Here is an 11,868-nt window from a genome sequence, read left to right as displayed (position 1 = left end):
ACGAAAACGAAAAACTGCAAAAAATCAATCGCGTACTCATGCGACGCGTTGAAATGGGCTGGGGAAATCACTCCGACGCCTACCAGTCTTTCGAAGACGCTGCCATGCTGGCAGACAAAGTAAAAGAGCGGACCTATCGCTTACAACAAACCCTGCATCGTCTGGAAGAGTCCAACAAAGAGCTGGAACAGGCACGCCGCGATACCGAGCAAAGCCAGATTCAGGCGGAGCAGGATCGTCAGCGCTTGCGCGACGCGATTGAAAGTATTTCTGACGCATTCGCTTTGTTCGACTCAGACCGAAAAATGGTGATGGTGAACAGCCGCTGTGCGGATTTCTGGCGACAACACAATATCGAGTTTGAACTGGGAGTTACCACATTCCAGGAGATCACCGCCGCGTCACTGGTGGTGGTAGATAAAGACGCCAAAGCCCAGAAAAAAGTGGGCGTGCACCACGACCCCATCGCCCAAACCATTTTCAAACTGCGCGATGGCACCTGGATTCAAATGCAGGAGCGCATTACTCACGACGGTGGTCTGGTGGTGGTTTATACCGACATCACGTCGATAAAACTGGCTGAAGAACTGCGCTATGAAACCGCCATGACTGAACAGGCCGAACTGCTAAAAGCCACACTGGAAAACATGTCGCAGGGCGTCGTGCTGATAAACGCAGATGGTCTGCTCGAAACCTGGAACCAGCCATTCCTGTCTTTCATTGGTATGCCTGACTCCAACGTCAGCCGAGGCGAAGAATTCGCCCGCCTGATGTCACAAACACCTGCCGCGCAAACCTTGTATAACGCACTGGCTCTGGATCAGTCACAGGACACGCCATTTATGGAAGTCGAGACGGTACTCAGCGATGATCTGGTGTTGTTGAACCGCCGAAGCCTGATCCCCTCCGGTGGTATGTTGTTTACCTTTGCCGACATCACTGAGCGCAGTCGCAGTCAGCAAGCGTTAAAAGAAAGTGAGCAACGCATCCGCCTGATCACCGATGCGATGCCAGCACTGATATCTTATGTGAACAAAGAGCACTGCTATGAATTCGTTAATCGCGAATTTGAAAAGTGGTTTAACCGTTCTCGCAAGGAAATCATCAACCACCACTTGCGCGATGTGCTAGGCGAACAGGAGTACAACAACCTGTCTATCCATATTGCCCGGGCCATGTTGGGTCAGGCGGTGAATTTTGAAATTGAACACAGTCGCGACCCAGACAACGTTAGAATCTCAAATAAAACCTACATTCCGCATTTCGATGAGCAGCGCAATGTCATAGGCTTCTTCGCATTGGAACAGGACGTTACCGAACAGCGTCGTACCGCACGTGCTCTGAAGCACGCCTATGACTACATGGAGCAGCGGGTTAACCAGCGCACCAAGAAAATCTCTGAGATAAACCTGCAGTTACGCAACGAAATTGAGGAGCGTCAGTTAGCAGAAGTGAAGCTGTTGGAAGCGAAACGCGAAGCGGATCAGGCCAACGAATCCAAATCCAAATTTCTTGCAGCAACCAGCCACGATTTGTTACAGCCTATGAACTCGGCACGATTGTTCGCTGATGCGCTAAACGATTTATCGCTGAGTGATGAAGCACAAAAGCTGATGACCTCTTTGAGTTATTCGCTGGAGAATCTGGAGTCATTGATCAGTGCGTTGGTTGATATCTCCAAGCTGGAAGCCGGGCTCATAGAGCCTGTGCTTGATGACTTTGAAATTGATGATCTGATTAACAACATGGCCGCCGAATTTGCCCCTCAAGCAAAATCGAAAGACCTTAAATTCAAGGTGAAAACCACGCAGAAGCTGGTGCATTCCGACAACTATCTGCTGGCCCGCATACTGCGTAATTTGTTGAGTAACGCCTTGCGATACACCAATGAGGGCGGCATTTTGTTGGGCGTACGTCGACGTAAACAAGGCGTTCAGATCCAGGTAATCGACACCGGCATTGGTATCCCTCAGGATAAACTGTCTGACATATTTCGCGAGTTTAACCGACTGGATGCAAAGAAGCGCCGGCACGACAAAGGCCTGGGGCTGGGTCTGGCCATTGTGGAGCGGTTGGCCAGCGTGATGAATCTAACCATATCTGTTAGCTCGGTAGAAGGCAGAGGCTCCTGCTTTAGCATTACGCTGCCTTATGCTGATATCAAAAATCAAAAAGCCAAACCCGCACCCGCCCCGCTCATAGATCGCTTCAACGACAAACTGGAGGGCGCGCGCATTCTGTTAATCGATAACGACGAAGAAATCTGTAAAGGCATGGAAACTGTGCTGGGCAGCTGGAACTGCAATGTGACCTCGGTGCAAACATTGGAAGAACTCAACGAGCCTGAATTCTTAATTGAGCTGGACCCGCAACTGATTATTGCTGACTACCACCTGGACGACGGGGATACCGGTTTCGACGCGCTTGCTATTACCCGCGAGCACTTAACCCCCCATCCACCGGTTATCATGATCACCGCCAACTACACTAATGAACTGCGTCAGCAGGTGCGAGAGCAGGGGTATTCGCTACTAAATAAACCGGTTAAGCCCCACAAGATGAAACTCGCCCTGTCGAATCTGCTATCAAATCAGTAAAAGGACTGGTAAACCGCCGCGGCCACTACCAGCGCTTCTAAAACAACGTATGGGTACATCACTGTCGGGCGAAGGGATTGTTTAATGTATTCGGCAATGAGTGCGCCGCCTGAGTTGGCCTTAGCCTGATAAGCAGAGTTGAACTGGCAGTCTGTCGTCGCGCCGGATTCTCTTATTTCAGCTTCAATCTGAAGTAAACGCTGCTCAAAACGCCCCTGGAATGTTTTCCATATTCCATCCTGCAACCACAGCACACCAATTAACGCTATCGCGAACAGCACAGGCAATTGGGTAAGCAATGCAATTGCTGTCAGCAGCACTGCCACTAGCTTTATGACAAGACTGTATTTTTCGTAACTGTCGAACTGATTCTGCAGTGTTTGCCACTCCAGTGACAACGTCTCAGGGCCCATTAGGCTGCGTCCTTATTAATACTTTCGAAATGATGAATAGAAACAGAGTAACCCTGCCGGTCCTACAGTCTCACATCGAGTTGCTCTAAACGACATTATGGTCACAGACGCCCCGCTCTGACAATACAGGGAGTATTGTTTTTGCAGCGTCGCTCAGTTCTGCTCCAGAATCCGTTATAAAGCCAGTTAACTCAATGTGTTAAATATTTGCAGCACCTGATAACATTCTTTATATTGCTGATCAAAACTGATTACCTACGCGCACAGTTTCTATGCGCATTAGCTGACACAAAGGACCGGTGCCTCTAATGAATATTTTAGTGCTAGGCACTTCAAATTCTATATTAAAAAACGGATATTTAACTGGCGTAAAACGCGCTCTCCCCAATGCCACGTGGACGAACCTGTCATCAGGCGCTTCTCCAGGCGTGCAATTCGCCAGATACATTCAGATGGACTTCACGCAATTCGATCTGGTGTTACTCGACTCAGTACCCAATGATGAACAATACGGACTTCAGACGCCGGGCTACACCTATAATGAAGACTATAAGCAGATCCTGTTTGAACTCATTTCGACTATCTCATCACAAACCAGACTAGTCGTCATTGGCATTGCCGTTAATGACTTCTTAATGAAACCTTCGGCAGTGTACCGAGACAGAGAGACATTTTCGCAGCAAGCTGGTGCTCAGTTTATTGATTTTTCACAAGCACTTAGAGCATATGCCTGCCATTATAACGAGGTGTATTCCGACCATCCGGCTCATCCAGAGCACGAACTGTCTCAACAGATTGGTATGTATCTCGGTGAAGCAATCAATGCCCATTTCGCCGACTTGACTAAAAGTGAGTCGAGTATCGATTTTAGTCAGCACTTTACCGTCGACAGTGCTCACCTAAACGAAGCGCTGCACCCATTAAAAACTTATAAGAACTCGCTCAAACAAGACACTTTTGCGCAATTAAAGCCAGGTGAATCCATCGAATTATCGCATGCACATTCACTTATTGGTTTTTATGTAAATGGATTTCAAACCAACACAGCCTTGGAATTAGTTGATGCAAAGGGTAGGTTACAGTCTGCTTCGCTATTTTATAAGCGCAAAGCCGATGGCTTCTTGAGCTTATTTGTTCCTTTGGCATCTTATGACAGCGTGACGCGAATTACTGTCACCGACGACTCGGCCAATGAGTTTGATTTCAAACCCAGAATGACACGTCAATCAAGGGATAGCGACAGCGCCAAATTAGAAATAGGTGCTCTGATTTATTGGAAAAAGACCAAGGGCGCCAATCTCAACGCCCAGATAGCGGCTGACAGACCGTCTCACCTTCTGCTTAACGACACCATACAACAAGCAGTTTGCCGAGAAGTACTGGTTGCTTTGCAAACCCGTTGTGATTCCACTACCGGATTTTCAAAAATGAAAGCCATCTTTGCATTGGCCTGGTTCAAACGGCGATTTAATAGCTCACTAACAACCATTTAGCAGCGTAAATGATATCAGTTACGCATTAAGTACTGGTTAAAGTCGATGCTGGCCGCACAGAGCGCCGCCTGAATACGGTTGTGAACGTTTAGCTTGGTCAAAATAGCCGACACGTGCGCTTTTACCGTGGTCTCCGCAATGTTGAGTTCGTAGGCAATTTGCTTATTGGATTTGCCTTTTGCAATACACTCAAACACCAGTAACTGACGACGAGTCAGCGCACCGATTAATTTAGGATCGATTTGCTGTGAGGCCTGCTCTTCACGAGGCTTGTTATTTCCGCCTTTGCGAATAATGTCGGGCGGTAAATACACCTGACCAGAGAGTACCTGTTGCAGTGCCGCCACTATCTGTTCGCAGCTGGATGACTTGGTAATGAAACCCACAGCGCCATAAGTAAAGGCTTGCAGCACGACGTTTTTGTCTTCTTCCGCAGAAACAATCACAATCGGAATTTCCGGGTACTGGTTACGAAAACGAACGATACCGTTTAGCCCGTCCATACCCGGCATATTGAGGTCGAGTAACACCAGGTCGATATCAGGGTTCTCTTCGGCAGTGTTGAGGGCTTCTTCCAGATCAGTACAACTGATAGTTTTGGTATCAGGGATATTGCGCTCAACAAAGTCCGTGATCGCGTACTGGAACAAGGGATGGTCGTCTGCAACTAATATTTCTACCATGTGTGTCACCCTGCTTATATTTTGTTAGTTATTTTAGTGGATGTGGGCCTGTTTAGCGAATCTACCACACCCGTGTGCGCGGCGTCAGCCACCTACTTTGCGGCGTACCATGCCACGCTTGGGGTCGTATCCCCAAATTGCCAGTCCTATAAACGCTAGTGTACAACCCAAGGTTACCGCTAACGCCTGAGCGTTAAACTGGCTGTACATGGCAAAGCGAATCAACTCTACTGCGTGCGTGAATGGATTGAACAGACAAAGCTGATACAACCACTCACTCGACTCCTGCATTTTCCACAATGGGTAAAGCGCCGAAGAGAGGAAGAACATGGGAAACACCACAAAATTCATCACCCCGGCAAAATTCTCTAATTGTTTTATAAATGACGACAGCAACAGCCCCAGTGCGCCCAGCATCAACGCCGTAAGCACCAGTGCAGGCAATACTACTAGGTAGCCTATTGGCTCAGCCTGTACGTCCAGCAACCATGCAATGGCGAAAAAAGCGTAAACCTGCAATGTTGAGATAAACGCGCCAGCAAGCAGTTTGCTCACCAATAAAAATGACCTTGGCATTGGGCTGGTCAGCAGCACTTTCATGCTGCCCATCTCGCGGTCATATACCATCGACAGCGAACTTTGCATACCGTTAAAGAGCATAATGACACCGGCTAATCCCGGTACGATGTAAACTTCGTAGGTAATATAAGTCTCATAAGGGGGAATAATCGCTACGCCCAGCGCCGCACGAAAACCTGCCGCAAAGACCACCAGCCACAGAAGCGGGCGCACCAGCGCACTGATCAGGCGTGAGCGCTGCTGCCAAAAGCGCAATAGCTCGCGAATAAGAATGCCGGTAAAACACGTAAAATAAGCCATTATTGCCCGCCACTCATGTGCATCTGGCGGTAAAGCTGCTGCACGGTTTCGACACCCAGAGATTTCATTGCTTCTTCACAGCGTTGCTGCAACTTTACCTGCCCGTTGAGCAACACAATTAGTTCATCGTTGGGTTTAACTTCGTCAATCAGATGAGTCGACGACAAAATTGTAATCCCCTCGCTGTCGCACAATGCCCGTAAGTGCGTATTCATCGCGTCGCGGGTGTTCTGGTCGAGGCCGACTGTGGCTTCATCTAGCAGCAGTAACTTGGGCTTGTGCAATAATGCCCGGGCAATTTCAACGCGTCGGCGATGCCCGCCATTTAATGCTCTGACCTTGTCTTTCGCCCTGTCAGCCAGGCCAAAACGTGCCAGCTCTTCTTCAATTCGCTGGCGAGTTATCGTGCCTGACATGCCTTGCAAACTGGCGTGGTACTGGAGGTTTTGAGATACTGTTAAATCCAGATCCAGGGTGGGTTGCTGAAACACTATACCCAACTGCTTAAGCGCAAAACGGGTATGTTGTTGAGTGTTTTTCCCCATCAGGCTAAGTGAGCCGCTCACCGGACGAAGCAGCTGGCAAATCAGCGAAAACAGCGTGCTTTTACCCGCTCCGTTCGGACCAAGCAGTGCATAGTATTTACCTGGATTCAGCGATAACGAAATATCGCTCAACACCGGTTTTTCGCCGTACTGAAAGCCTAGCTGGTCGATAGCCAGCACTGCATCACTCATGGTTTGACTACCACTCCCCAGGGATAACGCCCGGCCTTAATGGTTTTCACTACTTTGAGTTTATTCACATCTATCACCGATACATCACCGCTCACCCCATTGGTTGTCAGCAGCTTAGACTGATTGTCGGCAAAGGCCAACTGCCATACACGACGACCGACCAGTAGGTAATCCAGAACTTCGTAGGTTTTCGCGTCGACGACAGCCACATGGTTAGCCGGGCCAAGGGCAATAAAGGCATACTTACCATCGTCGGTGAGCTTAATACCGACCGGTTGAATTTTGTCTCGGTGTACGCCAGGTATTTTGAAACGAATGGTATGGTTAATCTGGCGCGTAGTCGTGTCTACAATCGCTACCGTTCCGCCAATTTCAGCAGATGCCCAAACCAGGCTGCCATCTTTGCTAAATTCAACATGACGCGGCCGCTGGTCTACCAGCGTATTGTCTACCAGCTCATGTGTGCTGGTGTCGATCCAGTGCAGCATATTGGTGGTTTCAGAGGTATTAATAACCCATTTACCATCCGGGCTCACCGCCATGCCTTCCGGCTCTATCCCCACGTCAATCTGTGCAATGACCGTTCGGGACTCGGTATCTACCACCGTCACTACCGCGCTGTCTTCATTGGCGATGTACAAATGGCGATTGTTGGGGTGTAGCGCAAATTGCTCAGGGTCTTCGCCCGATGGCAAGTTGTGCAGAATACGGTTAGTCGCAACGTCCATTACCTGCACGGCATCAGATTCACTCGCGCAAATATAAAGGTATTTGTAGTCCTGGCTGAAGATGATCCCCCTGGGGCGCATCCCCACGTCCACGGTGTTAGTGACTTCCAAAGAGTCCGTGTCGATTATCGTCAGCGTGTCGCTTTTCTCGTTTGAAACATAAGCGGTTTCAGCTTGTACCGCTGCCGGCAAGGCTAACAAGCTGACCATCGTCAATTTAGCAAAACGATTTACATTGAACAGATTCATACTACTTCGCCATGTTGCAACGCACTTCGGGCTTGTCGTACCCCAGTGTGTCTAAATCAGTAACCGGATGCATGTAGCCTTCAAGAGGTAACAGTGCGGTGAGTCCATTGGGATGGACCAGCGGGATAGGCTGCCGTAGCTGCCCGTTCCAGGCTCGAAAACTTAGCTTTCGCCCCTTAAAGGCTGCCAGTTCAAAACTATCGCTGAGCAAATAATCATAAAGCACGTCAGACGCTGTCGATTTGGTTCTTGTCACGGCCTCACTGATTGCCCTGACTGCCAGCCAGGCGGCATAGTCGGACTCGGTCATTTCCCGGGCAAACTGACTGTAAAAGCGGTTTTGCAACTGGGTTGCCCCCCATTGCTCCAACGTCCAGTGCCAGCCCGTTGGCACTAGACCTTCAGTACCCACCACGGGGCGGGGTAACCAGGTATTGCCCGGAAAGTACTTATCAAACAGGTGTTGCTCGTCTGCCACCACAACCACATCGTAGTCATCGTACTGAGTAAACAGCGGGATTTCCTTCTGTGCCACGCGGCGTAAATCGGTGTCGAATGACCACTGTTTTTGTTCAACGATTTTTGCACCAAAGCGTTTTGCTGAGCGTTGTAATGCATTTGCAAACGCCTTATCGCCGTCGCTGTTTCCCGATATCAGGAGCCATTCCCGCCAGCGACGTGACATCAGATATTGGGTCATGGCATCGGCCAGCATGGCCCGGCTAGGCACCGTGTGTAACACCTTTTCTGCACATTGTGATTGCCGCAGGGCATCCTCCCGGCTGCTGATATTCATAACCAGCGCACCACTACCCCGAATGACTTCACTTACCGCATTAAACGCATTTTCCGGCACATCCACTAAAACAGTGCCAGGCGCTTCCTGTGCCGACAGCAAGCGCTTAAGCTGACCAATTAACCCTTCGGCATTGTTATCTTCTACTACTGTTAACTGATAATGCTGCTTTAAAAACCGTCCTGTTGTGTTGCTATCTTCAATAGCCAGTTTTGCACCTGCCAGGGTTTTATTGTCAGCAGGCTGTTTCAACAACAAGGGTTCTGCCGACATTTCAGCGTGTAGTTTAACGTACAAAATGTCGATATTTTGCACAGCGGCAAACGCGCTTTTTTGCAGCAAAAACAGCCAGCACAGGCTTTTTGTGGTAGTTGCGATAAATCGCATAAGCCACGTTAAAGCTGTGTAAAATTTGTAATCAACGGGATTTTTTATGTTCAAAAACAAAACCCTTTATTAACGTTATGCTGCAATAGTAGAGCATGATCATGCCCGGATGAAATGAGCAAAAAGGATGAAAGGTTTACTACCTAAGTACAATTGGAAGCTTAGTGCATATCTCCTAACTTTCACGGTGTGCTTTGTTGTAGTAGCGAAAGAATAAAAAGCGAGGGCGTTTCTGCAGCGTAAACAAGCATTCTCACAGGCAGCTTTTGGAGAAACATCATGAAGAAGTATTTAACCTTTTTGCGCAGTGCGATGATTGCCTCGATGGCATTAACATCTGCACAAGCGCTGGCTCACGGTGACGTGACGCCTCAGGCAGTAGACACCAGTGCACTTCCCCAGTTGGGCGATGAGTGGCTGGCGACTAACCCTTACACCGGCAATGAGCTTGCGATTAAAATCGGCGACTCTGCATATAATCAGAATTGTGCACGCTGTCATGGACTGGAAGTTATTTCTGGCGGTATTACGCCGGATCTGCGTAAACTGAATGACGAGAACGAATTTTTCAGCCAAGAAGAAGCAGACGATTGGTTTATGATGCGTATTCGTAACGGCGCGGTAGTAGATGGTCGTGTTTACATGCCTCCGTTCGAAGGTATCCTGAGCCAGGAAGCGATGTGGGCCATCAAATCTTACATCGAAACCCGTGGTACACCCGAGTAAGTGTTAACTAAACAATAACCGTTGAGGCAGTAATGGTAGTACGAATTCTGTTCCTGATTTGCGTTGCGCTCAGCAGCTACGCTAACGCCCGAAGCTACGAAGATATTATCGAGTCAGGTCAGATCACCATTGCTGTCTACAACGATTTCCCTCCCTATTCCTTTTTACAAGACGGTGAGCCTGCAGGTGTCGACATCGAAATTGGCAAACACATTGCCAAGGGCCTTGGCGTGTCGGTTGAATGGCTCTGGATAAACGCCGACGAAAACCTCGAAGACGATTTGCGTAACGCGATATGGAAAGGCCATATCATTACGCGGCAGAAAGCCGATGTGATGTTGCGCGTGCCTTACGACCGCCGCTTTGCTTATGCTATTGATGGCTATGGTTTGCCGAAAAACGAATTGGTCGTGATGTTTTCCCCCTACCAGCAGGAAAGCTGGGCACTGGTTCGCGATCACGAGAAAACCAACGATATACGTACTCTGGCCATTTTCCAGTATGAAAATGTCGCCGTTGAACTGGACTCGCTACCCAGCTTCTTTTTAGGCGCAACCATTGGTGGCCGCCTGCGTGACAAGCTGGTTCATGTAGACTCGGTGTTTACCGGTATCGACAAACTAAAAGCCGGTGAAGTGGCGGCAGTTGCAGGTATGAGAAGCCAATTACAATGGGGAATGGGCCCGCTTACCAGCCAGTACGACATCAGCGCCGACGGTCTGGCCGCAATGAGCATTAAAAGCTGGGATATTGGTATGGCGGTAAAACAGGACTATCGCGAGTTGACCTATGCCATTGAAGGAATCATCACGCCCATGGTCAACAGCGGCGAGATGGAAAAACTATTCCTCGAGTATGGCTTGAGCTACGAAATCCCAGACTATTTCCGCACCGAATGAGCATAACACTAGTATTAGTGCTACTGAGTGTTAAAGTAGAGAGACTATAATGACAAGTTAAGGTTGTCTATTCGTGAAAAGAAAATGTGCGGCAATCATCTTTTTTATTTCATTAATATCAGGCTGTGCAACCACCACGGTGGCTCGGGTAAGTTGCGATTTTGTAGAGGGTACGCTGCACAGAAATGTAAATAGCGACAGAGACGAAAAAAAAGCAAACCTTTTCAATGGCCTGTTAAACGTGATAATCGGTTCCCTCAATGACACCCCCCGAGATCCCAAGAAATGTCGCTAGGGCTTAATCTGTATTCAAGTCTACGCTATCTACATCACCATTTTTCTCGTCAGTAAACAGTTTACTTTCTCTAAAACCTTCCGTAAGCCTCACTACCAAATTTTATTGCAGAGTAGTACTACCATCGGACTAAAAATGATAATCCAAGGTTTAATGGTTGTTAACAAATTGATGTCAGATACTGATTCTGATGCCTTTTGTGGTTGAGTTGGCTGTTAGTCCCACACCACAAGGTCAACAACAATACTCAACCTGTCGCATGCTGAACCTATTCAATTCGCGCTCGTTGTGAACAAGGGGTAATACAAGCCCTAAGTACCCGTTGAAACACTGGAGAAATCTGATGAAAAGTAAAAGAGTTTCAGGTCACTTATTAAGCTCTGCGTTTTGTCTGACGCTGTCTTTAGGGACACTGTCTGGCGCCGTACAAGCGGGCGTGACTGACAAAGACATCCTGAATGACCAGGCCACCACCAATGACGTAGTCAGTTATGGTTTAGGCCCTCGTGGCCAGCGCTTTAGCCCACTGGATACACTGAACACCAAAAACGTAAAGAAAATGCACCCGGTATGGGCATTCTCATTCGGTGGTGAAAAGCAACGTGGTCAGGAATCACAGCCGCTGGTTAAAGATGGTGTTATGTATGTAACAGCATCTTATTCACGTATTTACGCAATCGATGTAGAAAGTGGTGAAGAGCTGTGGCAATACGAAGCGCGTTTACCTGATGGCATTATGCCTTGCTGTGACGTGATTAACCGTGGTGCAGCTATATACGATGACCTGGTAATCTTCGGTACTCTGGACGCGATTCTGGTCGCCCTGGATCAAAAAACCGGTAAAGTGCGCTGGCGTAAGCGTATGGGTGACTACAAAGCAGGTTACTCATTCACTGCAGCACCTATGATTGTTAAAGGCATGGTTGTAACCGGTATCTCTGGTGGTGAATTCGGTATTGTGGGTAAAGTTGAAGCCCGCGATGCAA

General features: G+C 48.5%; 11 protein-coding genes. 5 read left to right on the top strand and 6 right to left on the bottom strand.

The genetic code is table 11. The features are described from left to right. The coding region (locus tag AC4MRN_RS15270) for a NahK/ErcS family hybrid sensor histidine kinase/response regulator (RefSeq protein ID WP_491203746.1) at positions 1 to 2,597 on the top strand (2,597 nt) is incomplete at its 5' end. On the opposite strand, the gene AC4MRN_RS15265 is transcribed toward AC4MRN_RS15270, so the two are convergent. After that, positions 2,591 to 3,010, bottom strand: a complete 420-nt coding sequence (locus AC4MRN_RS15265; RefSeq protein ID WP_491203745.1) for a hypothetical protein — start codon at positions 3,008 to 3,010, stop codon at positions 2,591 to 2,593. The genes AC4MRN_RS15270 and AC4MRN_RS15265 overlap by 7 nt on opposite strands. A 308-nt stretch (positions 3,011 to 3,318) precedes the next feature. Between AC4MRN_RS15265 and AC4MRN_RS15260 the strand changes: the two genes are divergently transcribed. After that, positions 3,319 to 4,503 carry a hypothetical protein gene (locus tag AC4MRN_RS15260; RefSeq protein WP_491203744.1) on the top strand — a complete coding sequence of 395 codons (1,185 nt, stop codon included), beginning with the start codon at positions 3,319 to 3,321 and terminating at the stop codon, positions 4,501 to 4,503. A gap of 14 nt (positions 4,504 to 4,517) precedes the next feature. Here the strand turns inward: AC4MRN_RS15260 and AC4MRN_RS15255 are convergent, their stop codons facing one another. The 5 genes from AC4MRN_RS15255 to AC4MRN_RS15235 form a co-directional block, all read right to left on the bottom strand. After that, positions 4,518 to 5,186, bottom strand: a complete 669-nt coding sequence (locus AC4MRN_RS15255) for a response regulator (protein WP_073317465.1) — start codon at positions 5,184 to 5,186, stop codon at positions 4,518 to 4,520. Between the two features lie 84 nt (positions 5,187 to 5,270). Continuing rightward, complete coding sequence (locus AC4MRN_RS15250) at positions 5,271 to 6,065, bottom strand: ABC transporter permease (RefSeq protein WP_217653440.1); 795 nt, start codon at positions 6,063 to 6,065, stop codon at positions 5,271 to 5,273. After that, entirely contained in the window at positions 6,065 to 6,802 is a 738-nt protein-coding gene (locus AC4MRN_RS15245; protein ID WP_491203743.1) for an ATP-binding cassette domain-containing protein, read from the bottom strand. The genes AC4MRN_RS15250 and AC4MRN_RS15245 overlap by 1 nt, the downstream gene beginning before the upstream one ends. Continuing rightward, on the bottom strand, positions 6,799 to 7,779 hold the full coding sequence (locus AC4MRN_RS15240; protein ID WP_487965219.1) for a YVTN family beta-propeller repeat protein: 981 nt from the start codon (positions 7,777 to 7,779) through the stop codon (positions 6,799 to 6,801). The genes AC4MRN_RS15245 and AC4MRN_RS15240 overlap by 4 nt, the downstream gene beginning before the upstream one ends. Position 7,780: 1 nt before the next feature. Continuing rightward, complete coding sequence (locus AC4MRN_RS15235; protein WP_491203742.1) at positions 7,781 to 8,962, bottom strand: ABC transporter substrate-binding protein; 1,182 nt, start codon at positions 8,960 to 8,962, stop codon at positions 7,781 to 7,783. Between the two features lie 279 nt (positions 8,963 to 9,241). Between AC4MRN_RS15235 and pedF the strand changes: the two genes are divergently transcribed. The 3 genes from pedF to AC4MRN_RS15220 form a co-directional block, all read left to right on the top strand. Further along, a complete protein-coding gene (pedF, locus tag AC4MRN_RS15230) occupies positions 9,242 to 9,688 on the top strand; it encodes a cytochrome c-550 PedF (RefSeq protein ID WP_073317474.1) in 447 nt (148 codons plus the stop codon). A 32-nt stretch (positions 9,689 to 9,720) separates the two neighbouring features. Then, the gene (locus AC4MRN_RS15225) at positions 9,721 to 10,587 is read left to right on the top strand and encodes a substrate-binding periplasmic protein (protein WP_155016282.1); all 867 of its coding nucleotides are present in this window, start codon (positions 9,721 to 9,723) and stop codon (positions 10,585 to 10,587) included. Positions 10,588 to 11,225: 638 nt separating this feature from the next. Continuing rightward, positions 11,226 to 11,868: outer membrane protein assembly factor BamB family protein (locus AC4MRN_RS15220; protein ID WP_491203741.1), on the top strand; the 643-nt coding region annotated here is incomplete at its 3' end.

The sequence above is a fragment of the Marisediminitalea sp. genome (genome assembly GCF_984433645.1).
This window is presented reverse-complemented; position numbering and strand designations above follow the sequence as displayed.

Bases quoted from the DNA above. Each gene is read 5' to 3' on its own strand.
- AC4MRN_RS15265 (WP_491203745.1), bottom strand. From the start codon at position 3,010: ATGGGCCCTGAGACGTTGTCACTGGAGTGGCAAACACTGCAGAATCAG.
- AC4MRN_RS15260 (WP_491203744.1), top strand. From the start codon at position 3,319: ATGAATATTTTAGTGCTAGGCACTTCAAATTCTATATTAAAAAACGGA.
- AC4MRN_RS15255 (WP_073317465.1), bottom strand. From the start codon at position 5,186: ATGGTAGAAATATTAGTTGCAGACGACCATCCCTTGTTCCAGTACGCG.
- AC4MRN_RS15250 (WP_217653440.1), bottom strand. From the start codon at position 6,065: ATGGCTTATTTTACGTGTTTTACCGGCATTCTTATTCGCGAGCTATTG.
- AC4MRN_RS15245 (WP_491203743.1), bottom strand. From the start codon at position 6,802: ATGAGTGATGCAGTGCTGGCTATCGACCAGCTAGGCTTTCAGTACGGC.
- AC4MRN_RS15240 (WP_487965219.1), bottom strand. From the start codon at position 7,779: ATGAATCTGTTCAATGTAAATCGTTTTGCTAAATTGACGATGGTCAGC.
- AC4MRN_RS15235 (WP_491203742.1), bottom strand. From the start codon at position 8,962: ATGCGATTTATCGCAACTACCACAAAAAGCCTGTGCTGGCTGTTTTTG.
- pedF (WP_073317474.1), top strand. From the start codon at position 9,242: ATGAAGAAGTATTTAACCTTTTTGCGCAGTGCGATGATTGCCTCGATG.
- AC4MRN_RS15225 (WP_155016282.1), top strand. From the start codon at position 9,721: ATGGTAGTACGAATTCTGTTCCTGATTTGCGTTGCGCTCAGCAGCTAC.